Raw genomic sequence first — 26201 nt, 5'->3', positions numbered from 1 at the left:
AGCATGAAAGGTATTGTACTGGCCGGCGGCTCCGGCACGCGTTTATATCCGATCACCCAGGGTGTTTCCAAGCAGCTACTGCCCATTTATGACAAGCCGATGATTTACTACCCGGTTTCTGTTCTGATGCTGGCGGGAATCAAGGATATCCTGATTATCACCACGCCGGAGGATATGCCCGCATTTCAGCGTCTGCTGGGTGACGGTTCTCAGTTTGGGGTGAATTTCAGCTATGCGATTCAGCCGTCGCCGGACGGTCTGGCGCAGGCCTTTATCATCGGCGAGAAGTTTATCGGTAATGATGCCTGTGCATTAGTCCTGGGCGATAACATCTACTTTGGTCAGAGCTTTGGCCGGAAACTGGATGCGGCGGCCAGCAAAACATCCGGAGCTACGGTATTCGGCTACCAGGTTCTCGATCCGGAACGTTTCGGTGTGGTGGAGTTTGATGAGAACTTTAAAGCGCTGTCGATTGAAGAGAAGCCGCTGAAGCCGAAATCTGACTGGGCGGTGACCGGACTCTATTTTTATGACACCGATGTGGTGGCAATGGCGAAGGAAGTTAAACCCTCCGCGCGCGGGGAGCTTGAGATCACCACGCTGAACCAGATGTATCTGGATCGGGGTGACCTGCAGGTTGAACTGCTGGGCCGTGGTTTTGCCTGGCTGGATACGGGAACCCACGACAGCCTGATTGAGGCCTCTCAGTTTATCCATACCATCGAGAAGCGTCAGGGGATGAAAGTAGCCTGCCTGGAAGAAATTGCTTATCGCAAGCAGTGGCTGAGCGCGGAAGGGGTGGCGGTACAGGCCGAACGGTTGAAGAAAACCGAGTACGGTGCTTACCTGAAACGTCTGCTGAATGAGCATTAATGGCTGCCGGTCATCATTGGGATATTAACGTATGAAAATTTTACTGATTGGCAAAAATGGTCAGGTGGGCTGGGAACTGCAGCGTGCGTTGTCCACGCTGGGCGAAGTGGTTGCCGTGGACTTTTTTGATAAAACGCTGTGCGGTGATCTGACCAATCTGGAAGGGATCGCGCAGACGGTCCGTACGGTAAAACCGGATGTAGTGGTGAACGCGGCTGCCCATACGGCGGTGGACAAAGCGGAAAGCGAGCGCGAGCTTTCCGATCTGCTGAACGACCGGGGCGTGGCGGTGCTGGCAGAAGAGTCAGCGAAGCTGGGGGCGCTGATGGTGCACTACTCAACGGACTATGTGTTTGACGGCCAGGGAAGCCACTATCGTCTGGAAGATGAGGCGACCGGGCCGCTGAACGTGTACGGCGAAACCAAACGAGCCGGAGAAATCGCGCTGGAGCAGGCGAATCCGCGCCATCTTATTTTCCGTACCAGTTGGGTATATGCCACCCGCGGGGCAAACTTCGCTAAAACGATGCTGCGTCTGGCAGGTGAGAAAGAGGCGCTGTCGATTATTAACGATCAGCACGGTGCGCCAACCGGCGCAGAGCTGCTGGCGGACTGTACGGCAATCGCCATTCGTGAAGAACAGCGCAACCGTGCTGTAGCCGGGACCTATCATCTGGTGGCCAGCGGGGAAACCAGCTGGGCGGAGTACGCGGAATTTGTTTTTGAGGTGGCGCGGTCGCACGGCGCAGAGCTGGCAATCAAAGCAGTAAGCGGTATCCCCACCACGGCCTACCCAACGCCGGCAAAACGTCCGCTGAACTCACGGCTGTCGAATGAGAAATTCCAGCGTGTATTTGGCGTGACGCTGCCGGACTGGCGTCAGGGCGTGGCGCGCGTGGTAACAGAAGTTCTGGGCAAGTAAACGGGCAGAAATATTATGAATATTATTAAGACAGATATCCCTGAAGTGCTGATTTTTGAACCTCGTGTCTTCGGCGATGCGCGCGGTTTTTTCTTTGAGAGCTTCAGCAGTAAAGTATTTGATGAAGCAGTGGGGCGGAAAGTGGAGTTTGTGCAGGATAACCACTCTCAGTCGCAGAAGGGCGTGCTGCGCGGGCTGCACTACCAGCTTGACCCGCATGCCCAGGGCAAACTGGTTCGCTGCATTGAAGGCGAGGTGTTTGATGTGGCGGTCGATATCCGCCGTTCATCGCCAACGTTTGGTAAATGGGTGGGTGCGGTACTGAGCGCGGAAAACAAGCGTCAATTGTGGATCCCGGAAGGGTTTGCCCATGGCTTCATGGCGTTGAGCGAAACGGTGCAGTTTGTGTACAAGGCCACGAACTATTATGCGCCGCAGTCTGAGCGGAGCATTATCTGGAACGATCCGGAGATTAATATCCAGTGGCCGGAGATTGCAGACTGTACGCTCTCTTTATCTGATAAGGATTTGCAGGCTCATACCTTAAAGACGGCTGAAGTATATAAATAAGCATAAAATATAGCTTCATTTACTGTATAGGCCCTTTATAGGCCTATACAGTATTTCAGAGAGCTTTGGTGTCTTGCTTGACTTACATTGTTCCTGAGAGTAGAAACATCAACAGTTTTGCTTAATTTGCGGCCATCCGCCGCCGTCCAGTTAACTGATTAAAGTGTGATCGAATGAAAATTACTATTTCCGGTACCGGTTATGTTGGTTTATCGAATGGCATCCTGATTGCGCAAAACCACGAAGTGGTGGCGCTGGATATCATTCAATCCAAAGTTGATATGATTAACCAAAAGATTTCTCCGATTGTCGATAAGGAGATCCAGGAATATCTGGCGGAAAAACCGTTGAATTTTCGCGCGACGACTGACAAGCATGATGCCTATCGTGATGCAGATTATGTCATTATCGCTACGCCCACTGACTACGATCCTAAAACCAACTACTTCAATACTTCGACCGTTGAAGCCGTTATTCGTGATGTCACCGAGATTAACCCAGACGCGGTAATGATTATTAAATCCACCATTCCCGTTGGCTTTACGCGTGATATTAAAGAGCGCCTGGGCATTGATAACGTCATTTTCTCTCCTGAGTTTCTGCGTGAAGGCCGCGCGCTTTACGACAATCTGCACCCGTCTCGTATCGTCATTGGCGAACGTTCAGAACGCGCGGAGCGTTTTGCTAATCTGCTGAAAGAAGGCGCGATTAAGCAGGATATCCCGACGCTGTTTACTGACTCTACCGAAGCTGAGGCGATTAAGTTATTTGCCAATACCTACCTGGCGCTGCGCGTAGCCTACTTTAATGAACTGGATAGCTATGCTGAAAGCCAGGGTCTGAACAGTAAACAGATCATCGAAGGCGTGTGTCTCGATCCGCGAATCGGTAATCACTATAACAATCCATCCTTTGGCTACGGCGGCTACTGCCTGCCGAAAGATACCAAGCAGTTGCTGGCAAACTACGAATCTGTACCGAATAACATCATCGGTGCCATCGTAGATGCTAACCGCACGCGTAAAGATTTTATCGCTGACTCCATCCTGGCGCGCAAGCCTAAGGTCGTTGGTATCTATCGCCTGATCATGAAGAGTGGCTCCGATAACTTCCGCGCTTCCTCAATTCAGGGCATCATGAAGCGTATCAAGGCCAAAGGTATCCCGGTCATTATCTACGAACCGGTTATGCAGGAAGATGAGTTCTTCAATTCCCGCGTGGTTCGCGATTTAGACGCGTTCAAACAAGAAGCTGACGTGATTGTCTCAAACCGAATGGCTGAAGAGCTGTCGGATGTCGCTGACAAAGTGTATACCCGCGATTTGTTCGGTAGTGACTAAATCCCCCCTCTGGCCGGGAGATACGCTGTCGGCCAGAATTTTCCTCTCTCCTGAAGGGGGCAGCTATTCGCCTGGCGAATCGTATTGCTCCTCTTCTCCGGCCCAACTCCCTAAAAAACGTGACCTCGCTTAAATTCTTCAATCGATCATCTTGTCCCAACCATTGAGGTCGGATATGTTAAATTCACCTTGTGAAGAGCTACCGTCACTGTGATGTAGACGCTGGAGATAAGCGCCGGAAGGTAAAACAGAGCCTGCTTGCAGGCTTTTGTTGTTTTTGGATCCCGGGTTCACAGGCCTACTTCTTTGCGGGGAGTTAAAGCGCTGATTGAAATTTACACGAGCGAGGGGCGGGATCTTTCAAGGGAAGGGCGCAGGCATAGCAAACACAAGCCACATTCATGGCCATGTGAATAGCGTGCTGGTACTAAGGGTATAGTATCAGTTTAATATGACATTTTTATTTTAAAAGATATCCAATGCCAGCTGTAAAGACTATGCGTATCCCCACCGCTGGCAATGTTTTATTCTTATATTATTATTTCCTATGCCTGTATTATAATTATATTAAGTTTTCTTTTCACCACTTTCGTTTGTTAAAAGTCAGCTTGGTCTTTTTCTGATCTTTGATATAAGAAATCAGAAAATAGACTGAAACAATCAACAGGATGGCAGCAACTGCTAAGAAAATTATGTTTGCCATAATGCGTACCAGAATGAAAGGAATGTTATAAATCCATTTGCCTGCGAACTAATATCTCTGCAAAAGCATGCCTTTGCCTGCTTAACATAGTCTGAATTTAAGAAAATTCCTATATGGTGTTTGTGGTTTTTTTTTGAGAAAAGTGGAAAAAACTTTTTCATTACCGTTACGTTGAACAATAGCGCTGTGGCCGACTTTGCTGGCAGACTGATGAGCTGGGGATGGTTTGCTTTATAAGGTAATGCTCTTCGGTGAGGGTAAGGGAAGTGGCTTAGATGAGAGTTTGTTGAAGGTTTTGTTTGCTTCGTGTTAAATCTGCGTTTAGGTATTGTGTGGTTTCAGCGGCAGGCCATAAATAAATTACGTATCTCAACTTGCAGCAGGGATAGATAAGTTTATCCAATGACCATTTCCGATATAAAAAAGCCGCAGTAGCGTTCTGCTGCGGCTAAATCCACAATGCCTGATATGACTACGCCTTGTAATAGGCTTTATACCAGTCAACGAAGTTCTTCACCCCCTGGCTAACCGTCGTTTGCGGCCTGAATCCCACCGCATCATACAGCGGCCTGGTATCTGCGCTGGTTTCCAGCACATCGCCGGGCTGTATCGGCATCATATTTTTCTCCGCCACCATCCCCAGAGCCTCTTCCAGAGCAGTGATGTAATCCATGAGCTCAACCGGTGAGCTATTCCCGATGTTATACACCCGGTATGGCGCCGAGCTATCCGCTGGTGAACCCGTTTCAACGGTCCATTCCGGATTAGGCTGCGGGATAATGTCCTGCATCCTTACAACCGCCTCAACGATATCGTCAATGTAGGTGAAGTCGCGCTTCATCTTGCCGTAGTTATAGACATCAATACTCTTACCCTCAAGCATGGCTTTCGTAAACTTGAACAGCGCCATATCCGGACGGCCCCACGGGCCGTAGACGGTGAAGAATCTCAGTCCGGTGGTTGGAATGCCATAAAGATGCGAGTAGGTATGCGCCATCAGTTCATTCGCTTTCTTGGTGGCGGCATACAGCGAAACCGGATGATCAACCGAATCCTCCGTAGAGAACGGCATTTTAGGGTTCAGGCCATAGACCGAACTGGATGAGGCATAGAGCAAATGCTCAACGTTGTTGTGTCTGCAGCCTTCAAGAATGTTCAGATAACCAATCAGGTTAGCGTCAGCATAAGCGAACGGGTTTTCCAGGGAGTAGCGAACTCCTGCCTGCGCGGCGAGATGGATCACTCGGTTAAATTTCTCGTTAGCAAAAAGCCGGGCAATACCTTCCCGATCCGCGAGATCGATTTTGTGAAAACTGAACAGGGGAGATGGCAGTAAATCCAGACGGGCCTGCTTAAGATTGACGTCATAATAGTCGTTCATGTTGTCGAGGCCGACAACCTCATGACCCGCCTCCAGAAGGCGCTTGCAGGTATGAAAGCCGATGAATCCTGCGGCTCCAGTTACTAAAAATTTCATATTCATCCTCTGGGGTGACTGTGTCCCGCTATCTATTCGTTGATTTTACACTGGCTTGCCGCGTGGATCACCTGCTTTACCGTTGCTGATTATGTTCATATGTTCGTTGGGGAAGCGCTGGCGTCCGGATATCAATGGGTTTGTACTGGCGTTCTGTAGTTTGAATGAAATTCATTATCTGTGCTTTATGATTAGCAAGGTAATGATTTCGTATGGTTTGATCGCGTACTCAGGATTCCCTGTTCTGCCCAAACGGTTTATGCCCCGGAGAAATAACGCAGATTAAAATTGATTTTATGTTTGAGTTTACAATTATTTCACATCGAAGGCGGGTTTTTAATCTTTTTCTTTTTAAATCAAATGGTTGTTTTCTTTTCTAAATTTTGTTTAAATTATGTTTACCTGCTGAATCATTTGCAATATGAATTGATTGGCAACGTATTTTCATTTTTATTCCTATAGACCAGCGCTATAATGCTGCTGCTCATTTGCATGACCATTGTGTTGTCAGCTTAATCAGCTATCCTGTGCGCAGCATTAAATATGACACTAAACTGATTGTTGGCGTCATTTCAATCAATATTGGAGCACAGTTTGCGCTGATTCATCAGAAGATGAATGGGCAGATAACGGAGACAGAGCCCTGTGACGCATGAAAAACAGGCTTGTCGGATGAGCGAATTGAGAAATTCCTGATGGATGAGGTGAAAGCAAACAGCGAGAGTGTGCCCCTGCTTGAATCTTTATCGTTTTCAAGCGAGCAACACCCGGTGTCACGGGCGGCCACTTTTTCGACAGCCGCTGTTTAACCTCAGGACGGCGTTGAGCCAGTGCGCTGGGGTTGTGATAACAGGCGCTGGAGGTTTTGACAGACAAGATAGATGAATCATTACGCAGTTTGGTTGCGACAGCCAAGGGCGGTAGCGTGATTTAAAGCTATCTCATAACATTAAGGGGAGGGGGTATCTGACTGTAAAATAGCAGTTTTTACTGTTTGCCATGAAACAGCACATTAACTGGTCATCTCCAGGTCAGCATCTCACTTGTCCCAGTTCGGTATGCAAGATCTACAATGGTCGGCTGCTGCCAATGCATTAAAGCGGAGACAAAACTCGGGAAAATCTTGCTTTAATCTATGTGCTTAGGTTTTCAGCTCGTATGCTCAAGTCACGGTATCTACCGGCAATCTATAAGTTCGGGCGTTAGAGCTATCGCAGCTGACGGGGGTTTAGTCAGCTACAACGCGAAATCTAAAGTGCATAACAAAATGCTTAAAATTTCGTAGAATAATTTATGAGTATAAAAATGAAGTATAATCTAGGGTATTTATTTGACCTGCTTGTTGTTATCACTAATAAAGATCTAAAGGTACGGTATAAAAGTAGCGTGTTTGGTTATTTATGGTCAATTGCCAATCCTTTGCTTTTTGCGATGATCTACTATTTTATTTTCAAACTGATCATGCGTGTTCAGATACCTAATTATACCCTTTTTCTAATAACGGGGCTGTTTCCCTGGCAGTGGTTTGCAAGCTCAGCAACAAATTCACTTTTTTCATTTATTGCTAATGCGCAAATTATTAAAAAAACTGTATTTCCGCGCTCAGTTATCCCGCTCAGTAATGTCATGATGGAAGGGTTACACTTCTTGTGTACCATTCCTGTCATCGTCGCTTTTCTTTTTGTCTACGGTATGCGTCCTTCGCTTTCGTGGCTGTGGGGAATACCGCTCATTGCTATCGGGCAGGTGATATTCACCTTTGGCATATCCATAATCTTTTCAACGTTGAATCTATTTTTTAGAGATCTGGAAAGATTTGTGACTCTCGGTATTATGTTGATGTTCTACTGTACGCCCATTTTATACGCATCCGATATGATTCCGGCAAAATATAGCTGGGTTATTGACTATAACCCTCTGGCGAGTATGATTTTAAGCTGGCGCAACTTATTTATGGATGGGGTTTTAAACTATGAGCATATTTCAGTATTATACTTGACGGGGATAGTGCTGACGGTTATCGGTCTGAGTATTTTTAATAAATTAAAATATCGCTTTGCAGAGATCTTGTGATGGAACCAGTAATTGATTTTAATAATGTGACAAAAGAGTATCCACTTTACCATCATATTGGCTCAGGTATTAAAGATTTAATATTTCATCCCAAAAGAGCATTTCAATTACTGAAGGGCCGCAAATATCTTGCTATTCAGGATGTTTCTTTTACGGTCGGTAAAGGAGAGGCCGTTGCGCTCATCGGGCGAAATGGCGCAGGCAAAAGCACATCTTTGGGGTTGGTTGCCGGCGTGATAAAACCCACAAAAGGATCGGTCACCACGCGTGGGCGAGTCGCTTCAATGCTTGAGCTGGGCGGCGGCTTTCATCCAGAATTGACGGGGCGCGAGAACATTTTTCTTAATGCCACACTTCTTGGGTTACGCCGTAAAGAGGTGCAGCAGCGAATGGAGCGCATCATTGAATTTTCCGAATTAGGAGAATTTATCGATGAGCCGATCCGCGTCTATTCTAGCGGTATGCTAGCGAAGCTTGGTTTTTCTGTTATCAGTCAAGTTGAGCCTGATATTTTGATTATCGATGAAGTGCTTGCCGTCGGCGATATTTCTTTTCAGGCTAAATGTATCAAGACGATTAAAGAGTTCAAAAATCGTGGCGTAACAATATTGTTTGTTAGCCACAACATGAGTGATGTGGAAAAGATATGCGATCGGGTTGTCTGGATCGAAAATCACCGTCTGCGGGAAATCGGTTCTGCTGAAAGAATCATCGAACTTTATAAACAAGCAATGGCCTAAATCTGGTAATTAAATGAATAGTATTAAGATCTATACCTGTCATCATAAGCCGAGCGCATTCCTTAATGCATCGATTATCAAACCATTGCATGTAGGTAAAGCCAACTCCTATAATGATATCGGCTGTATTGGCGATGATACAGATGATAATATTTCGTTTAAAAACCCCTTTTACTGTGAGTTAACAGCACATTATTGGGTTTGGAAAAATGAATCTCTTTCTGATTATGTCGGCTTTATGCATTATCGCCGACATCTGAACTTTTCCTCAGAGCAGAGCTTTCCGGAAGATAATTGGGGCGTCGTTAATTCACCCGTTATTGATGCAGAGTATGAAAAGCAGTTTGGTTTAACCGACACCGCAATCCAGGATTGTATTTCAGGGTTTGACCTGCTGTTACCAAAGAAGTGGTCTGTGACCTCTGCCGGCAGTAAAAATAACCTCGATCATTATGAGAAAGGTGAGTTTTTACATATAAAGGACTATCTGGCTGCCCTGGAGGTTGTCGAAGAGCTTTATCCGGATTATAAAGCGGCTATTCAGCAGTTTAACAATGCCACAGATGGCTATTATACGAACATGTTTGTGATGCACAAAGATATGTTCGTAGATTATTCAGAATGGCTCTTCGCGATTTTGACTAATCTTGAAAGCCGCATCTCTATGAATAATTATAACGCGCAAGAAAAGCGTGTTATTGGACATATCGCTGAGCGTCTTTTTAACATTTATATTATTAAGCAGCAGCAAGACCGGGCCCTGAAAGTTAAAGAACTTCAGCGCACTTTCGTGACGAATGAGACATTCAACGGCAAGCTGGAACCGGTTTTTCCTCACGCTGCGCCGATAGTCATCAGTTTTGATGACAACTATGCCATCAGCGGTGGAGCCTTAATCAACTCCATTGTTCGCCATTCTGATAAAAACACCCATTATGATATTGTTGTGCTGGAAAATAAGGTGAGTAACCTTAACAAGCAGCGCTTAATAAAACTGGTCTCGGCCCATACAAACTTTTCACTTCGATTTTTTGATGTGAATGCCTTTACTGAATTGAATGGCGTACATACCCGCGCGCACTTTAGCGCATCAACCTATGCTCGCTTGTTTATTCCGCAGCTTTTCCGTGAATATGAGAAGGTCATTTTTATCGATTCCGATACTGTGGTGAAGGCCGATCTTGCGACTTTGCTTAATGTCGACCTCGGCACAAACCTTGTTGCCGCCGTTAAAGATATCGTGATGGAAGGCTTCGTCAAGTTTGGTGCGATGTCGGAGTCGGCAGATGGCGTGATGCCCGCCGGCGAGTATCTGCAAAAAACGCTTAAAATGACCAATCCGGATGAGTATTTCCAGGCGGGAATTATCGTTTTTAACGTTGCCCAGATGGTGCAGGAAGATGCCTTCTCCGCGCTGATTAAGACGCTCAAAGAGAAGAAGTACTGGTTCCTCGACCAGGACATCATGAACAAAGTCTTCTATGGCCGGGTTGAGTTTTTACCGCTGGAGTGGAATGTCTATCACGGTAATGGCAATACGGATGACTTTTTCCCCAATCTCCAGTTCGCAACATATATGCGCTTTTTAAAAGCCAGAAAGAACCCGAATATGATTCACTATGCCGGGGAGAATAAACCGTGGAATACGGACAAGGTTGACTTTTATGACGATTTCCTGGAAAACGTCATCAATACGCCATGGGAAAAAGAGACCTATTTCCGTCAGTTATCTCCGGTAAATTCATCAAGTCCTGCGCAAACTGCAGTGCAAACGCCAGTTCTGCTTCAGACTAAGATCAAAAAAGCGTTGATGCCTTTCCTCAATAAATATGCTCCTGTTGGTTCACCGAGGCGAAACACGATAACAAAATACTACTATAAAGTTAGACGCTCAATTCTTGGTTAAGGCTGCTGGAGTTATATTATGAACAGTAAAAATATTCTCATCGTCGGAGCGGGTTTTTCCGGTGTGGTTATCGCACGCCAGCTCGCTGAACAAGGTCATCACATCAGAATTATTGACCAGCGTGACCACATAGGCGGTAACTCCTATGATGCGCGCGATCCGCAAACCGACGTTATGGTTCACGTTTATGGCCCGCATATCTTTCACACCGATAATGAAACAGTGTGGAACTATGTGACTCAGCACGCTGAGATGATGCCGTATGTGAACCGTGTCAAAGCAACCGTGAATGGCCAGGTGTTCTCTCTGCCGATCAACCTGCATACCATCAACCAGTTTTTTGCGAAGACCTGTTCGCCAGATGAGGCCCGGGCGCTTATTGCCGAAAAAGGGGACAGTTCGATCCTGGAACCGAAGACCTTTGAAGAACAGGCTCTGCGTTTTATCGGCAAAGAGCTCTATGAGGCGTTCTTCAAGGGCTATACCATCAAGCAGTGGGGGATGGAGCCTTCGCAGCTTCCCGCGTCGATTCTTAAGCGTCTGCCGGTTCGTTTTAACTACGATGATAATTACTTTAACCACAGATTTCAGGGCATGCCGAAACTGGGTTATACGAAAATGATTGAGTCAATCGCCAATCATGAAAATATTACCATCGAACTTCAGCAATCGTTTAACGCTGAAGAGAGAGAACAGTACGATCACGTGTTCTATAGCGGGCCGCTGGATGCTTTTTATTCCTATCAATATGGTCGCCTGGGCTATCGTACTCTGGATTTTGAAAAATTCACCTGGCAGGGCGATTATCAGGGCTGCGCGGTAATGAATTACTGCTCGCTGGATGTTCCTTATACCCGTATCACTGAACATAAGTACTTTTCGCCCTGGGAATCCCATGAGGGATCGGTCTGTTACAAGGAATACAGCCGCGAATGTGGCGAAAAGGATATCCCTTATTATCCGATTCGTCAGATGGGGGAGATGGCTTTACTCGATAAATATTTGTCCCTCGCGGAAAATGAAAAGAATATGACGTTTGTTGGCCGCCTTGGAACCTATCGATATCTGGATATGGATGTTACTATCGCTGAAGCATTAAATACAGCTGATAAGTACTTGTCCTCCCTTAGCAGTAATGAGTCTATGCCAGTATTTACGGTTTCTGTGCGATGAATTGCTCCGCATTAATAGTCACGTATAATCGTTTAGAGAAGTTAAAGCTGACTATTGCCAACACGGTGAAATTAAATTTTACAGCGATTGTTGTTGTCAATAACGGGTCCACGGATGGAACCCAGGCCTGGTTAGCCACCCTTAGCGACCCGCGAGTGATTGTTCTTAATCTGCCATCCAACAGCGGTGGCGCGGGTGGCTTTAAGGCCGGGAGTCAATATTTATGCGACAACGTCGATAGCGACTGGGTTTTCTTTTACGATGATGACGCCTGGCCCGAGAGCGATGCGTTGGAAAAATTTGCCCAGCTAGAAAAGGCTAACTGTCGGGTGTTCACCGCTTTGGTCAAGGATCTTCAGGGGCAACCCTGTCCGATGAACATGCCTTTTGCCAAAGTTCCGTCATCGTTTATGGACACATTACGCTACATCAGAAATCCTGCGGAGTTTCTTCCGTCGGTTTGCCGGGCGTGTGCGGTACAGACGGTTTCCTTTGTCGGTATGATTATTCAGCGAGATGTGCTGCAAAAGCATCTCCACAGTATTCACGACGAGTTATTTTTATATTTTGACGATCTCTATTTTGGCTATCAGCTGACATTAGATGGCGAAGCTATTCGCTATTCTCCCGAGGTCATCTTTACCCACGATGTGAGTATCCAGGGGAAATGTATTGTTCCCGAATGGAAGGTTTATTATCTTTGTCGAAATCTTATTTTGGCGAAGAGAATTTTTCCGCGAGTTGCCATTTTTAGCCGTCTCTCAATCCTTTTACGGTTGATTAAATATGTATCAATATTGCCATGGCAACGCAATAAATTGTTATATTTTAAATACTTGCGTCGTGGAATTATCCATGGTGTAAAAGGAATCAGCGGTAAGAATCATTAAGTGGATATAGCAATGAAAAAACTGTGTTATTTCATAAACTCGGATTGGTATTTTGATTTGCACTGGATTGATCGTGCGATCGCCGCCCGAGATGCTGGTTATGAGATTCACATCATCAGTCATTTTGTCGACGGTAAAGTGCTGAATAAATTTAAAACATTCGGTTTTAAGTGTCATAATGTCCCACTTGATGCTCAATCATTTAATGCATTAACTTTCTTTCGGGCCTTTTTTGCCTCCCGAAAGCTCATTAAAGAAATTAATCCCGACCTTTTACACTGTATCACTATTAAACCCTGTCTGATCGGTGGGCTCCTGTCCAGGACAAACAACCGTCCAGTCATCGTGAGTTTTGTCGGTCTGGGTCGTGTATTTTCAGGTGATACGGGTTTGCTTAAGCTATTGCGCAATATCACCATCATGGCCTACAAATGTATTGCCAGTAATAAGCGCAGTATATTTATGTTTGAGCACGATAAAGATCGTAAAAAACTGGCGGGTTTTGTCGGGATTGACTATCAGCAGACTATTGTCATCGATGGCGCGGGTATCAATCCGGAGATCTATAAATATTCTCTGGAGCAGGAGCGTGACGTTCCGGTTGTGCTGTTTGCCAGCAGAATGCTCTGGAGTAAAGGGCTCGGGGATTTAATTGAAGCCAAGAAAATCCTCGAAGCAAGAAATATTCATTTTACGCTAAACGTTGCCGGGATACTCGTTGAAAACGATAAGGATGCCATATCCCTTGCGGTGATCCAGCAATGGCATAAAGAAGGTCTGATTAACTGGTTGGGGCACAGCTCTAACGTCTGCGACTTGATCGAGGAGTCGAACATTGTGGCATTACCTTCGATCTATTCCGAAGGCGTGCCGCGTATTCTGCTTGAGGCTACCTCGGTTGGCCGGGCCTGCATTGCCTACGATGTTGGCGGCTGCGATAGCCTGATCGTTAATAACGATAACGGCATTATCGTGAAAAGTAACTCTCCGCAGGAGCTGGCCGATAAGCTTGAATTCTTGTTAGCCAATCCCAAAGCACGAGTAGAGATGGGTATCAAAGGACGGCAACGCGTTCAGGATAAGTTTTCTAGCGGTATGATCATTAGCAAGACCTTAAAGACTTATCATGATGTGGTTCAGGGATGATATAACGCAAGAGATTACAGCTTCATGTAAATCAAACACCTCCGAAGCGGTTGCATTTTACGCTATGTAACTGCTCAGCAAACGCATGATGAGTTTAATGATTGCGTGCCTCTTATTTTGAAGGTGATTGAATGTCTGATGAATCAAGTAACGTTATTGTATCCGTTATTATCCCTGTCCATAACGCCGCGGAGTATATTGCTGAGACGCTTACTACGGTGTTAGCCCAGTCTTTAAAAGAGATTGAGATTATCCTTGTTAACGATAGCTCAACGGATAATACTCTGGATATTGTCACTAAAATAGCCAGTGAAGATTCGCGAGTCCGGGTTATCACCAATCCGAGCAACGTCGGTGGCGGCGAATCGCGAAATATCGGCTTACGAGTAGCGACCGGCGAATACATCATTTTCCTCGACGATGACGATTACGCCGATAAAGAGATGTTAAAGAGAATGTCCGACCGGGCTACGGCCCTGCAAACGGATGTTGTTATCTGCCGGTGCCAGTCAGTCGATTTGCAAACCAATACCCGTTCTCCCATGCCTTTGTCGGCGCGTGAGGATTTACTGCCTGAAAAAGAGGTCTTCTCTTCACGGGAAATTGCTGACGATTTTTTCAGAGCCTTTATATGGTGGCCATGGGATAAGCTCTTCAGACGCGAGGCTATCCTGGCAATGGGCCTGGAGTTTCAACCGCTGAGAACCACAAACGACCTGTACTTTGTGAGTTGTTTCATGCTGTTAGCAAATCGCATCTCTCTGGTTGATGAGATCTTAATCTCTCATACTATCCACCGCGCTGAGTCGCTTTCCTCCACCAGAGAAGATTCGTGGCACTGTGCGCTGGAGGCATTAACTTCGCTACGTTTGTTTATGCAAGATCGTGATTTACTGGCGTCCAGAAGTCGTGATTTTAATAATTACGCCGTTGTTTTTCTTGAGTGGCATCTCAATACGATTTCTGGCAGTACGTTTAACCCGTTGTTTAAGCAAGTAAAGTCGTTCATCTTATCTTTAGAAATCGATCGTGATGACTTTTATGATGACTTTATCAAAGCTGCGTACGGCCGGATCGTTAATCAGACAGCGGAAGAGTATATTTTTTCGCTGAAAGACAGAGCGTTACGCGAGCTTGAACATGCACAAATGATGAACTCAACGCTGCAGGAAGAAATGACTTCTCTTAAACAGTCGACGGTATCTCAGCGAAGTGAAATTGATGTTCTGAAGGCGCAGGTTAGCGATAAAACCACCATTATCCACGAGCTTGAACAGCGGAATGCGCGTTTAGAGGACGAGTATCAAACTCAACAACAGAAATTGCTCAGCATCGAAAATGCGTACCATGAGCTAACTCAGCGCTATACAGATTTGGTTTCATCTTTGTCATGGAAAATGACGAAACCATTGAGGCTAGTTAAAGAAATAACCGCACGAAAAAAGTCATGACGATGATAAACAGGTGATATCAACCAGCGCGCTGGCGATGTTGATATTGCAAGGGAGGCGTCATGCCGCCTCCCTTTGATGACTTACTTATGCCTGCTCCGCAGGTTTTCCACCACATCCGTCAAATTCAGCCCCTGATCCTGCAGCAGCACCAGCAGGTGATACATCAAATCCGACGCTTCATTCTTCAGTTCGAACTGGTCATGCACCGTCGCGGCCAGCGCGGTCTCCACGCCTTCTTCCCCCACCTTCTGCGCAATACGTTTGGTGCCGCTGGCGTACAGCTTCGCGGTATAGGAGCTTTCCGGATCGGCGTGTTTGCGTTCCGCCAGCAGCTGCTCCAGCTGATATAAGAACAGCCACTGATGGCCGGTTTCGCCAAAGCAGCTTGAGGTGCCTTTATGGCAGGTTGGGCCAATCGGATTAACCAGCGCCAGCAGGGTATCGTTATCGCAATCCGGGGTGATGCTCACCACGTTGAGGAAATTGCCCGACGTTTCCCCCTTGGTCCACAGACGCTGTTTGGTCCGCGAATAAAAGGTCACCTTGCCGGTCTCTTCGGTTTTCGCCAGCGCATCCTGATTCATATAGCCCAGCATCAGCACTTCACCAGAAACGGCGTGCTGCACGATGACCGGCATCAGACCGTCGGTTTTTTGCCAATCCAGCTGTTCACTTAACATACCCTAATCTCCACGCCCTGTGCTGCCAGGTACGTTTTCAGTTCACCAATATTAATAATTTGCTTGTGGAACACCGAGGCGGCCAGCGCGCCGTCGACGTTGGCGTCGCGGAAGGCTTCCAGGAAGTGCTCCATGGTGCCCGCGCCGCCGGAAGCAATCAGCGGCACGTGGCACACGGCGCGGACCTTGCTTAACTGCGCCAGATCGTAGCCGTTACGCACGCCGTCCTGGTTCATCATATTGAGGACGATCTCGCCGGCCCCGCGCTTTTGCACTTCCTGCACCCAGTCCAGGGTTTCCCACTGCGTCACCCGCGTCCGGCTCTCATCGCCGGTATACTGGTTGACGTGATACTTACCGCTCGCGGCGTCAAACCAGGTATCGATGCCCACCACAATACACTGCACGCCGAAACGGTCGGCCAGGCGGGTAATCAGCGTCGGATCCGCCAGGGCAGGGGAGTTGATGGAGATTTTATCCGCGCCGAAGGAGAGAATTTGCGCCGCATCGTCCAGCGACTTAATGCCGCCGGCGACGCAGAACGGAATGTCGATCACTTCCGCGACCCGCGACACCCAGCTTTTGTCCACCACGCGGCCGTCGCTGGAGGCGGTGATATCGTAGAACACCAGCTCATCCGCGCCTTCGTCGGCATAGCGTTTTGCCAGCGGGACGATATCACCGATGATTTCGTGATTACGGAACTGCACGCCTTTCACTACCTGGCCGTCGCGAACGTCGAGACAGGGGATTATCCGTTTTGCCAGCATTGAATGGCCTCCGTTACGTTAAATTTACCTTCCAGCAGCGCCCGGCCGACAATCACCCCGCGCACTCCGGTTCCGCGCAGCGCGGCGATATCATGCAGATCGCCAATGCCGCCGGAAGACTGAAACGCGACCTGCGGATAGCGGGCGCAGACTTCTTCATACAGCGAGACGTTAGACCCGGCCAGCGTCCCGTCGCGGGAAATATCGGTGCACAGCACGTGCTGCAGGCCGACGGACTGATAGCTCTCCACCAGCTCCTCCAGGGTTACGCCGGAGTTCTCCTGCCAGCCGCTGACCGCCACCTGCTTGTTGCCTTCCGCGTCGATCCGCACGTCAAGCGCCAGCACCAGATGCTGCGGGCCAAAACGCGTAAACCAGCCTTTCACCACTTCCGGCGACTTCACCGCCGTAGATCCCACCACCACGCGCGCCACGCCTGCATCAAGCAGGGCGGCCACGTCTTCTTCCGTCCGCACGCCGCCGCCAACCTGCACCGGCACGTTCACGCCGGCAACCAGGGTTTTCAGCAGCGGGATCTGGCGCTTCGCCGGATCTTTCGCCCCGGTCAGGTCGACCAGGTGCAGCACTTCGGCCCCCTGGGCGGCATAGGATTGCAGGCGCGGCAGCGGGTCGTTACCGTAGTCGCGCTGCTGACCGTAATCGCCCTGATGGAGACGGACGACCGTGCCGTCAATTAAATCTAAAGCAGGAATGATCATCACATCTCCAGGAAGTTTTTCAGCAGCTGCGCCCCGGCGCTGCCGGAGCGTTCAGGGTGGAACTGGACGCCAAAGAAGTTATCTTTCTGCACCGCCGCGGTGAAGGCCTCGCCGTAGCTGCACTGGGCGATGGTATTGACGTTGACCGGCATCGCGTAGCTGTGGACGAAGTAAAAATACGCCCCGTCTTCAATGCCGCGAAACAGACGATCGCCCGCTTTGGCGTATACCCGGTTCCAGCCCATATGCGGCAGCGGCAGGCCGTGGTCGGTCATTTTCGGCACGTCCTGGTCGATAATGCCCAGCAGGTCAACGCCGTTATTCTCCTCGCTGCGTTTTCCCAGCAGCTGCATGCCGAGGCAAATGCCCAGCACCGGCTGGGTACAGGCTTTAATCAGCTCGATCAAATCGCGCTCGCGCAGCTGGTCCATCGCCGCCTGAGCCGTGCCCACCCCCGGCAGAAACAGTTTATCGGCGCGCAGCACCACATCCGGGTCGCGGCTGACCTGCGGCTCGTAGCCGTGGCGGCTCACCGCGGATTTCACCGAATTGAGGTTGGCGCAGCCGGTATCGAGGATCACCACGTTCATCAGAGTACCCCTTTCGAAGACGGCAGCGTGTCGCCCTGGACGCGAATCGCCTGGCGTAGCGTGCGGCCGAAGGCCTTAAACAGGCTCTCAACGCGGTGGTGGTCGTTTTTGCCCTTGGTTTTCAGGTGCAGAGTGACCGCCATGGTATACGAGAGCGAGCGGAAGAAGTGTTCCACCATCTCGGTGCTCAGATCGCCAACGCGCTGATAGGTAAAGTCGGCTTTGTATTCGAGGTGCGGACGGCCGGAGATATCCAGCGCGCAGCGGGCCAGGCATTCGTCCATCGGCAGCACAAAGCCGAAACGGCCGATACCGCGCTTGTCGCCGAGGGCCAGCTTCAGCGCTTCGCCCAGCGCAAGCCCAGTATCTTCCACGGTGTGGTGATCGTCGATATAAAGATCGCCGCCGACGTTAATCTCCAGGCGGAAGCCGCCGTGGGTGGCGATTTGGTCAAGCATATGATCGAAGAAGCCGACGCCGGTGGAGATTTTGCTGCCGCCTTCGCGGTCCAGCCACACTTTCACATCCACCTGGGTCTCTTTGGTGATGCGCTCAACGTGGGCGTAGCGGTCGCGGCGGGTTAGCTGTTCACAAATGGTTGGCCAGTCCAGCTTTTCGCGGTCATAGCGCAGGCCGGTAATGCCCATGTTATCCGCCAGCTGGATATCGGTCGCGCGGTCGCCAATCACGTAGCTGTTGGCGGTGTCCATCACCCCTTGCTCCAGCCACGGTAGCACCAGTTTGGTTTTCGGCTTGCGGCAGTCGCAGTTATCCGCCGGGAGATGCGGGCAAATCAGCACCTCGTCAAAGTTGACGCCCTGTGAGGAGAAGATCTGCATCATCAGGTTGTGCGGGCCGTCGAACTCGTCCTGCGGCAGGCTGGCGGTTCCCAGCCCGTCCTGATTGGTGATCATCACCAGCTTGTACCCTTCCTGCTGCAGCTTCAGCAGGGCCGGGATCACCTGCGGCTCAAACGCCAGCTTATCGAAGCGGTCTACCTGAAAATCAACCGGTGGCTCGGAAATCAGCGTACCGTCACGGTCAATAAAGAGAAACTTCTGGGTCATACATTCTCCGCAGTCAAAGCGTCAATGACGCGCTGGCTCTCTGCACGGGTACCGATAGTGATACGCAAACAGCCGCTTAATGAAGGTTGTTTATTCTGGTCACGTAAGATAATGCCCTGATCCCACAAAGATTTAAATACCGCGCTGGAGGCGGTGATCCGCGCCAGAACGTAGTTGCTCTCGGAATCGAACACCTCTTCAACGCAGGCAATGCTGCGCAGCTGGCTGACCAGATAATCGCGTTCGGCGAGGATCTGCGCCACGCGCGCCCGCATGGCGGCAATGCCTTCCGCGCTGAGCGCCTGGGCGGCGATGTCGGCGACCGGCGTCGAGAGCGGATAAGGTGCGATAACCTTCATCAACACGTTAATCACCTCGGCGTTGGCGAGGGTAAAGCCGCAGCGCAGTCCGGCCAGGGCGAAGGCCTTGGAGAGGGTACGCAGAATCACCAGGTGCGGATACTCGTTGAGCCAGGTCGCCAGCGTGGCCTGCGGGCAGAACTCAATATAGGCCTCATCCGCGACCACGATGGCTTTACCGCGCGCCATCTCCAGCAGGGTGCGAAAATCTTTCGGGTTGATAATCTGCCCGGTCGGGTTATTCGGGCTGCAGACGAACACCACTTTCACGCCGTCAAGATTGGCCGCGATACCCGGCAGATCCAGCTGCCAGTCGGCGAGGGTGGGCACCGTACGGCAGGTCACGCCGATGGTTTCGGCGCTGACGCTGTACATGCCGTAGGTCGGCGGACAGTAGAGCACCGCGTCCTGACCCGGCTCGCAGAAGGCGCGGATCAGCAGTTCAATGCCTTCATCGGCGCCGCGGCTGACCAGCACCTGCTCCGGCTTGACGTCCGCATACTGCGCGTAGCGTTCAATGACCGCTTTCGGCTGCGGTTCCGGGTAGCGGTTCATGGTCTGCTCGGTCAACTGAAACGCGACCGCGGTCGGAAATTCGTTGGCGTTCAGCCAGACGTCGCCCTTACCGCCCAGACGGCGAGCAGATTGATACGGCGTCAGCGCGCGGACGTTGGCGCGGGCTAAATCTTCGATGCTCATGCTTGCTCCTTAAGGGCTGCGACGCGCAGCGTAACGGCGTTTTTGTGGGCGTCCAGACGCTCGGCGGCGGCCAGAATCTCAATCGTTGAGGCGAGGGCGGCAAACCCGTCGCGCGACAGCTCCTGCACGGTCATGCGTTTCTGAAAATCCGCCAGGCCGAGGCTGGAGCAGGTGGCGGTGTAGCCGTAGGTCGGCAGCACGTGGTTGGTGCCGGAGGCGTAATCGCCGGCGGATTCCGGCGACCAGTCGCCGAGAAATACCGAACCGGCGCTGGTAATGCCGTCGACCAGTTCGCGGGCGTTGCGGGTCTGAATAATCAGGTGCTCGGGACCGTACTGGTTGGAAATCTCCACGCACTGGGCGATATCGCGCGCCACGATGATGCGGCTGGCGGAGAGCGCCCCGCGGGCCGTTTCCGCACGGGACAGCGTGGCCAGCTGGCGCTCAACGGCTTGCGCGACGCGGGTGGCCATCTCGCTATCCGGCGTCAGCAGGATCACCTGCGAATCCGGGCCGTGCTCCGCCTGGGAAAGCAGGTCAGAGGCGACGAAATCCGGGGTGGCACCGCTGTCGGCGATCACCAGCACTTCCGACGGCCCGGCGGGCATATCGATAGCCGCGCCGTCAAGACGCTGGCTGACCTGGCGCTTGGCTTCGGTCACGAAGGCGTTGCCCGGGCCAAAGATTTTATCGACCTTCGCTACCGATTCGGTGCCGAACGCCAGGGCGGCAATCGCCTGCGCGCCGCCGACGTTAAAGATATTGCGCACGCCGCACAGCTGGGCGGCATAGAGGATTTCATCGGCAATCGGCGGCGGCGAACACAGCACCACCTGCTGGCAGCCCGCGATGCGCGCCGGCGTGGCGAGCATCAGCACCGTGGAGAACAGCGGCGCCGAGCCGCCGGGAATATATAAGCCGACGGAGGCGATAGGGCGGGTCACCTGCTGGCAGCGTACGCCCGGCAGGGTTTCCACATCGACGGCCTGCAGCCGCTGCGCGTTGTGGAAGGTTTCGATATTTTTGACCGCCACGGCCATCGCCTGCTTGAGCTCGTCGCTCAGGCGCGCGCCGGCGGCGGCAATCTCTTCATCGCTGACCTTCAGCGCCTTGACGTCGGTTTTATCGAACTTCGCGCCGTATTCGCGCAGGGCCGCATCGCCGTTGTCTTTAACGTTATTCAGGATCTCCGACACCGTCTTGCTGATGCTCTCGGAGGCGGAAATGGCCGGGCGCGTTAAGAGCTGTTGCTGTTGTTCTGCGCTACAGCCGTTCCAGTCGATAATTGTGTTGAAGCTCATGGTTGTTTCCCCTGTTTATCCCGTGACCGACCCGCCGGTTTACTCCATCATCTTCTCAATCGGCAGGACCAGAATGGAGCTGGCGCCCAGCGCTTTCAGTTTTTCCATGGTTTCCCAGAACAGGGTTTCGCTGCTCACCATGTGCATCGCCACGCGCTGCTTGTCACCCGCCAGCGGCAGAATGGTCGGGCGCTCGGCGCCGGGCAGCAGGGCGACCACTTCTTCCAGGCGCTCGGTCGGCGCGTGCATCATGATGTATTTTGATTCGCGGGCCTGAATCACTCCCTGAATACGGGTCAGCAGGCGGTCGATCAGCTGCTGTTTGCTATCGGCCATCTCGCCGTCGCGCTGGATCAGGCAGGCTTTGGAGCGGAACATCACTTCCACTTCGCGCAGGCCGTTTGCTTCGAGAGTCGCGCCGGTTGATACCAGGTCGCAAATCGCGTCGGCCAGACCGGCGCGCGGGGCCACTTCAACCGAGCCGTTCAGCAGGCAGGATTTGAACGAGATGCCTTTCTGGTCAAGGTAGCGCTTCAGCAGGTGCGGGTAGGAGGTGGCGATGCGTTTGCCGTCCAGCGCCGCCGGGCCGTCCCAGGATTCATCCGCCGGGGTCGCCAGCGACAGGCGGCAGCCGCCGAAGTCGAGACGGCGCAGGGTGAAGTAGCGCGGGTCTTCGCCCTGAGCGCGGCGGCTCAGCAGCTCTTCCTCCAGCACGTTTTCGCCGATAATCCCCAAATCGACCACGCCGTCCATGATAAGGCCCGGAATATCGTCATCACGCACGCGCAGAATATCGATGGGCATATTTTCCGCCAGCGCGATCAGGCGCTGGGTGTGCAGATTCACTTTGATGCCGCAGCGGCTGAGTAATTCGCGTGAATCTTCGCTTAAACGCCCTGATTTCTGAATAGCTATGCGTAAACGGCTGTTGTCTAACATTCTTATTTTCCTCTGTAACCCTGTCTGAATCTGTCCGAATTCGGTCCAAAAAAAAGCCCCCGGAAGTGAATCTTCCGGGGGCTCTCTTTGCGTTCATGCACCACTGGAAGATCCAAACGTCTTCCAGCACACATCGCCTGAAAGACTAGTCAGGATGATGGTGATGATGGTGGTTTTTAAATTGAACGCTGTTCATAAAATTCTCTGTGAATGACTATGCATTTGATGCCTTTTAACCTAAACCACTTCACTCGCATAAAGCAAGGGCTTTTTTCTATCATTAATTGATTTCATATTGACCTTAGAAATTGTCAGCTGCCGCCGGCTGGCGTAGCCTTAAGTCAGCACAGCGAAAATTCAGGAGCAAGGGGATGAAAAAGGTCGCAATTGTAGGTTTAGGATGGCTGGGTATGCCGCTTGCGCTGTCGTTGATGTCGCGGGGATGGCAGGTGACCGGCAGTAAGACCACGCAGGATGGCGTCGAGGCGGCGCGGATGTGCGGCATCGACGGTTATCCGCTGCGTCTGGAGCCGCAGCTGGTCTGCGACACCGAAGATCTGGATGCCTTAATGAACGTTGACGCGTTGGTCATTACCTTACCGGCGCGGCGAACCGGACCGGGAGAGGACTTTTATCTTCAGGCGGTACAGGAGATCGTCGATACCGCGCTGGCGCATCACGTGCCGCGCATCATATTCACCAGCTCGACGTCGGTTTACGGCAACGCCAGCGGCACGCTGAAAGAGAACTCGCCCCGCAACCCGCAAACCGCCAGCGGGCGGGTGCTGAAAGAGCTGGAGGACTGGCTGCATAACCTTCCCGGCACCTCGGTGGACATTCTGCGCCTCGCCGGGCTGGTGGGGCCGTCCCGTCACCCGGGGCGCTTTTTTGCCGGAAAATCCGCGCCGGACGGCCAGCACGGCGTCAATCTGGTGCATCTTCAGGATGTGATTGCCGCGATCGAACTGTTACTGCAGGCTCCGAAAGGCGGGCGCATCTATAATATATGTGCGCCTAAGCATCCCGCGCGCGGCGTCTTTTATCCGCAGATGGCCCGCGAGCTTGGGCTTCCCGTCCCCGTATTCTCTGATAACCCGGAGAACGGTAGCGGTAAGATCGTAGATGGCAGCCGTATTTGCAACGAACTGGGGTTTGAGTACCAGTACCCCGACCCGCTGGTCATGCCGATGGAGTAATGCGCCAGCGGTGAATCGCGTACCGTAAGGGGGTAGCGATGAAACCACTGCTGGATGTGCTCGTCATTCTTGATGCCCTCGACAAAGAGGGCAGTTTTGCCGCCGCCTCGGCGAAGCTCTATAAAACGCCGTCGGCGCTGAGCTACACCATTCATAAGCTGGAAAGCGATCTCAATATTCAACTGCTTGACCGCAGCGGCCACCGGGCGCGCTTTACCCGTACCGGGCAGATGCTGCTGGAAAAGGGGCGCGACGTGCTGCACACCGCCCGAGAACTGGAAAAGCAGGCCGTCAGGCTGCAGCAGGGCTGGGAAAATGCGCTGATACTCAACGTCGACGCCACCTTTCCGTTCCCGCTGCTGGCTCCCGCGATCGCGGCGTTTTATCACCAGCATCACGCCACCCGCCTTGAATTCCGCCGCGATACCCCGGGCGCAAACTGGCAGATGCTGATGGAAGGGCGGGCGGATCTTCTGCTCGGCGTGCTGGGCGACCCGCCGGCGCTCAGCGGCTGCGGCTCTGTTCTGCTGGGAGAGGTGGCGCAGGCGTTTGTTGTTGCGCCCCGGCATCCGCTTGCGCAGATTGCCGGCCCGCTGGGCTGGCGGACGTTGCGCCGTCATCGGGCGATTGTGGCCGACGGCGCGTGGCCGCAGATTGACGCTCAGAATAGCCTGGCGGTATTCGATCTTTCCGCCCGGCTGACGCTGCTGTGCGCCGGACTGGGATGGGGCTATTTGCCGCTATTTCAGGTACAGCCTTTCATCGCCCGCGGCGAGCTACAAATATTAAAAACGACGGTGCCTGAACCGGTCAATCGCGCGTGGATAGGCTGGAATGAAGATATTTGCGGGCAGGCGGGCGAGTGGTGGCGAAAGGAGATATTAGCAAATAGTGCTATCCATCAGGTCTATAATACTAAAATCGTATGAATATTAATCTGTTAGAGAATCGCCGTAATTATTAAGCCTTGTAACATCTTGTCATCGTGCCAGTAGTTGTTGCAAAATACGCGTCCTGAAAATCAGAAACTGGCCGACGCTTTTTTAAAGTGTCGGTTATTTTTTTGGTTGAAAGACACATCATTCAATACCAAGAGGCCGGGCTTCGTACCGGATAGATATTTACTAAAAACCGACAGTGGTTGTCGCTGAGGAATACAAAGAAATGGGGCAATTTTTTGCTTACGCGCTGGCGTTCACCGTAAAAGGGGATAACTATGTCGCATAACGCTACTCCAAAAACCTCTCGCGTGGAATTACGTAAAACGCTTACGTTGATTCCGGTTGTCATGATGGGCCTGGCCTATATGCAGCCGATGACGCTGTTCGATACGTTTGGTATCGTCTCTGGATTGACTGATGGTCACGTTGCGACGGCTTACGCCTTCGCGCTGATCGCCATTCTTTTCACGGCGCTGAGCTACGGTAAACTGGTTCGCCGTTTCCCGTCGGCGGGTTCCGCTTATACCTACGCGCAGAAATCCATTAGCCCGGCCGTTGGCTTTATGGTTGGCTGGTCATCGCTGCTGGACTACCTGTTCATGCCGATGATCAACATTCTGCTGGCGAAAATTTACTTTGAAGCGCTGGTGCCTTCTATTCCATCGTGGATCTTCGTTGTCGCGCTGGTGGCCTTTATGACCATCTCCAACCTGCGCAGCATCAAGACCGTGGCGAACTTCAACACCCTGATCGTTATCCTGCAGATGGGCATCGTGGCGGTGATTGTTGGCCTGATTATCTACGGCGTTATGCACGGCGAAGGCGCGGGCACGCTGACCAGCACCCGTCCGTTCTGGTCTGAAGGCGCGCACGTGGTGCCGATGATTACCGGCGCGACCATTCTGTGCTTCTCGTTCCTCGGCTTCGACGGTATCTCTTCGCTGTCTGAAGAGACCAAAGACGCAGAGCGCGTGATCCCGAAGGCTATCTTCCTGACCGCGCTGATTGGCGGCCTGATCTTTATCGGCGCTTCCTACTTCCTGCAGCTGTACTTCCCGGATATCTCGCGCTTTAAGGATCCGGACGCATCGCAGCCTGAAATCATGCTGTACGTGGCGGGCAAAACCTTCCAGTGGGGCGTGCTGATTTTCTCCAGCGTCACCGTACTGGCGTCCGGCATGGCCGCGCACGCGGGCGTTTCCCGTCTGATGTACGTGATGGGCCGCGACGGCGTGTTCCCGACGCGCTTCTTCGGCTACGTGCATCCGAAATGGCGGACTCCGGCGTGGAACGTACTGCTGGTTGGCGCAATTGCGCTGCTGGCGATTAAATTCGACCTCGTCACGGCGACGGCGCTGATTAACTTCGGTGCGCTGGTGGCGTTCACCTTCGTTAACCTGTCGGTGATCTCCCAGTTCTGGATCCGTGAAAAGCGCAACAAAACGCTGAAAGACCACTTCAACTATCTGGTTCTGCCGGTGTGCGGCGCGCTGACCGTTGGCGCACTGTGGATCAATCTGGAAGAGAGCTCCATGATTCTCGGCCTGATCTGGGGCGGTATTGGTCTGGTCTACCTGGCCTGCGTGACCAAAAGCTTCCGCAACCCGGTACCGCAGTACGAAGACGTTGCCTGATCGCGTTTGGTGATGTGAAAAGCCGGAGGGAGACCTCCG

The 26201-nt window shown here is 51.5% G+C and carries 26 protein-coding genes and 1 other annotated feature; of the genes, 15 read left to right on the top strand and 11 right to left on the bottom strand.

Annotated elements, in window-relative coordinates; all coding sequences use genetic code 11:
* The first annotated feature begins 3 nt into the window (after positions 1-3).
* From rfbA to ugd, 4 genes are all read left to right on the top strand, one after another.
* Positions 4-873: a glucose-1-phosphate thymidylyltransferase RfbA gene (gene rfbA / locus F8562_RS01515; RefSeq protein ID WP_004122480.1), complete on the top strand. Its 870-nt coding sequence runs from the start codon at positions 4-6 to the stop codon at positions 871-873.
* 31 nt (positions 874-904) lie between these two features.
* Positions 905-1795, top strand: coding sequence for a dTDP-4-dehydrorhamnose reductase (gene rfbD, locus F8562_RS01510; RefSeq protein WP_014230058.1), 891 nt, complete (start codon positions 905-907; stop codon positions 1793-1795).
* 15 nt (positions 1796-1810) lie between these two features.
* A complete protein-coding gene (gene rfbC, locus F8562_RS01505; RefSeq protein WP_014230057.1) occupies positions 1811-2365 on the top strand; it encodes a dTDP-4-dehydrorhamnose 3,5-epimerase in 555 nt (184 codons plus the stop codon).
* A 173-nt stretch (positions 2366-2538) separates the two neighbouring features.
* Entirely contained in the window at positions 2539-3705 is a 1167-nt protein-coding gene (ugd, locus tag F8562_RS01500; protein ID WP_014838943.1) for a UDP-glucose 6-dehydrogenase, read from the top strand.
* A 580-nt stretch (positions 3706-4285) separates the two neighbouring features.
* On the opposite strand, the gene F8562_RS01495 is transcribed toward ugd, so the two are convergent.
* Together F8562_RS01495 and F8562_RS01490 are read right to left on the bottom strand one after the other, a co-directional pair.
* Positions 4286-4408, bottom strand: coding sequence for a small membrane protein (locus F8562_RS01495; protein ID WP_004138729.1), 123 nt, complete (start codon positions 4406-4408; stop codon positions 4286-4288).
* A gap of 472 nt (positions 4409-4880) precedes the next feature.
* Positions 4881-5885 carry an NAD-dependent epimerase gene (locus F8562_RS01490; RefSeq protein WP_151891883.1) on the bottom strand — a complete coding sequence of 335 codons (1005 nt, stop codon included), beginning with the start codon at positions 5883-5885 and terminating at the stop codon, positions 4881-4883.
* A gap of 1305 nt (positions 5886-7190) precedes the next feature.
* On the opposite strand from F8562_RS01490, the gene F8562_RS01485 reads away from it, so the two are divergent.
* The 7 genes from F8562_RS01485 to F8562_RS01455 all read left to right on the top strand — a co-directional run bounded on the left by F8562_RS01485 (position 7191) and on the right by F8562_RS01455 (position 15264).
* Positions 7191-7958, top strand: a complete 768-nt coding sequence (locus F8562_RS01485) for an ABC transporter permease (RefSeq protein WP_004138730.1) — start codon at positions 7191-7193, stop codon at positions 7956-7958.
* Positions 7958-8698 carry an ABC transporter ATP-binding protein gene (locus tag F8562_RS01480; RefSeq protein WP_004852439.1) on the top strand — a complete coding sequence of 247 codons (741 nt, stop codon included), beginning with the start codon at positions 7958-7960 and terminating at the stop codon, positions 8696-8698. The genes F8562_RS01485 and F8562_RS01480 overlap by 1 nt, the downstream gene beginning before the upstream one ends.
* Positions 8699-8711: 13 nt before the next feature.
* On the top strand, positions 8712-10604 hold the full coding sequence (locus tag F8562_RS01475) for a DUF4422 domain-containing protein (protein ID WP_094909411.1): 1893 nt from the start codon (positions 8712-8714) through the stop codon (positions 10602-10604).
* 18 nt (positions 10605-10622) lie between these two features.
* Positions 10623-11777 (top strand): UDP-galactopyranose mutase, encoded by a 1155-nt coding sequence (glf, locus tag F8562_RS01470; protein WP_004852435.1) that lies wholly within the window; start codon positions 10623-10625, stop codon positions 11775-11777.
* Positions 11774-12667, top strand: a complete 894-nt coding sequence (locus tag F8562_RS01465; RefSeq protein WP_014838937.1) for a glycosyltransferase — start codon at positions 11774-11776, stop codon at positions 12665-12667. The genes glf and F8562_RS01465 overlap by 4 nt, the downstream gene beginning before the upstream one ends.
* Positions 12668-13813, top strand: coding sequence for a glycosyltransferase family 4 protein (locus tag F8562_RS01460; RefSeq protein ID WP_192938529.1), 1146 nt, complete (start codon positions 12668-12670; stop codon positions 13811-13813). It begins immediately after the preceding gene.
* A gap of 131 nt (positions 13814-13944) precedes the next feature.
* Positions 13945-15264, top strand: a complete 1320-nt coding sequence (locus F8562_RS01455) for a glycosyltransferase (protein ID WP_014838935.1) — start codon at positions 13945-13947, stop codon at positions 15262-15264.
* Between the two features lie 83 nt (positions 15265-15347).
* Here F8562_RS01455 and hisIE read toward each other — a convergent pair whose 3' ends face one another.
* The 9 genes from hisIE to hisL all read right to left on the bottom strand — a co-directional run bounded on the left by hisIE (position 15348) and on the right by hisL (position 22587).
* Complete coding sequence (hisIE, locus tag F8562_RS01450) at positions 15348-15947, bottom strand: bifunctional phosphoribosyl-AMP cyclohydrolase/phosphoribosyl-ATP diphosphatase HisIE (protein WP_004122447.1); 600 nt, start codon at positions 15945-15947, stop codon at positions 15348-15350.
* Positions 15941-16717, bottom strand: a complete 777-nt coding sequence (gene hisF, locus F8562_RS01445; RefSeq protein ID WP_014230048.1) for an imidazole glycerol phosphate synthase subunit HisF — start codon at positions 16715-16717, stop codon at positions 15941-15943. The genes hisIE and hisF overlap by 7 nt, the downstream gene beginning before the upstream one ends.
* The gene (hisA, locus tag F8562_RS01440; protein WP_014230047.1) at positions 16699-17436 is read right to left on the bottom strand and encodes a 1-(5-phosphoribosyl)-5-[(5-phosphoribosylamino)methylideneamino]imidazole-4-carboxamide isomerase; all 738 of its coding nucleotides are present in this window, start codon (positions 17434-17436) and stop codon (positions 16699-16701) included. The genes hisF and hisA overlap by 19 nt, the downstream gene beginning before the upstream one ends.
* On the bottom strand, positions 17436-18026 hold the full coding sequence (hisH, locus tag F8562_RS01435; protein WP_014230046.1) for an imidazole glycerol phosphate synthase subunit HisH: 591 nt from the start codon (positions 18024-18026) through the stop codon (positions 17436-17438). Before hisH ends, hisA begins: the two co-directional genes overlap by 1 nt.
* Positions 18026-19093 (bottom strand): bifunctional histidinol-phosphatase/imidazoleglycerol-phosphate dehydratase HisB, encoded by a 1068-nt coding sequence (gene hisB / locus F8562_RS01430; RefSeq protein WP_014838934.1) that lies wholly within the window; start codon positions 19091-19093, stop codon positions 18026-18028. The genes hisH and hisB overlap by 1 nt, the downstream gene beginning before the upstream one ends.
* Positions 19090-20151 (bottom strand): histidinol-phosphate transaminase, encoded by a 1062-nt coding sequence (hisC, locus tag F8562_RS01425; RefSeq protein WP_014838933.1) that lies wholly within the window; start codon positions 20149-20151, stop codon positions 19090-19092. The genes hisB and hisC overlap by 4 nt, the downstream gene beginning before the upstream one ends.
* Positions 20148-21452: a histidinol dehydrogenase gene (gene hisD, locus F8562_RS01420; protein ID WP_014838932.1), complete on the bottom strand. Its 1305-nt coding sequence runs from the start codon at positions 21450-21452 to the stop codon at positions 20148-20150. Before hisD ends, hisC begins: the two co-directional genes overlap by 4 nt.
* Positions 21453-21491: 39 nt before the next feature.
* A complete protein-coding gene (gene hisG / locus F8562_RS01415) occupies positions 21492-22391 on the bottom strand; it encodes an ATP phosphoribosyltransferase (RefSeq protein WP_014838931.1) in 900 nt (299 codons plus the stop codon).
* A 47-nt stretch (positions 22392-22438) separates the two neighbouring features.
* Positions 22439-22561 (bottom strand) — a sequence feature (His leader region).
* On the bottom strand, positions 22537-22587 hold the full coding sequence (hisL, locus tag F8562_RS01410; RefSeq protein WP_009654477.1) for a his operon leader peptide: 51 nt from the start codon (positions 22585-22587) through the stop codon (positions 22537-22539). It overlaps the preceding feature by 25 nt.
* Positions 22588-22762: 175 nt before the next feature.
* On the opposite strand from hisL, the gene F8562_RS01405 reads away from it, so the two are divergent.
* From F8562_RS01405 to F8562_RS01390, 4 genes are all read left to right on the top strand, one after another.
* The gene (locus tag F8562_RS01405) at positions 22763-23587 is read left to right on the top strand and encodes an SDR family oxidoreductase (protein WP_004852412.1); all 825 of its coding nucleotides are present in this window, start codon (positions 22763-22765) and stop codon (positions 23585-23587) included.
* Between the two features lie 38 nt (positions 23588-23625).
* Positions 23626-24516, top strand: coding sequence for a LysR family transcriptional regulator (locus F8562_RS01400; protein WP_094909412.1), 891 nt, complete (start codon positions 23626-23628; stop codon positions 24514-24516).
* A gap of 235 nt (positions 24517-24751) precedes the next feature.
* Positions 24752-24814: a membrane protein YoeI gene (gene yoeI / locus F8562_RS29735; RefSeq protein WP_096335043.1), complete on the top strand. Its 63-nt coding sequence runs from the start codon at positions 24752-24754 to the stop codon at positions 24812-24814.
* Positions 24804-26162 carry an APC family permease gene (locus F8562_RS01390; protein ID WP_014838930.1) on the top strand — a complete coding sequence of 453 codons (1359 nt, stop codon included), beginning with the start codon at positions 24804-24806 and terminating at the stop codon, positions 26160-26162. Before yoeI ends, F8562_RS01390 begins: the two co-directional genes overlap by 11 nt.
* Positions 26163-26201: the final 39 nt, after the last annotated feature.

Source organism: Klebsiella sp. RCJ4, from assembly GCF_009025755.1.
GTDB lineage: Bacteria > Pseudomonadota > Gammaproteobacteria > Enterobacterales > Enterobacteriaceae > Klebsiella > Klebsiella michiganensis.
Note: the sequence above shows the minus strand (reverse complement) of the source record. Positions and strands in the feature narration are given on the sequence as shown.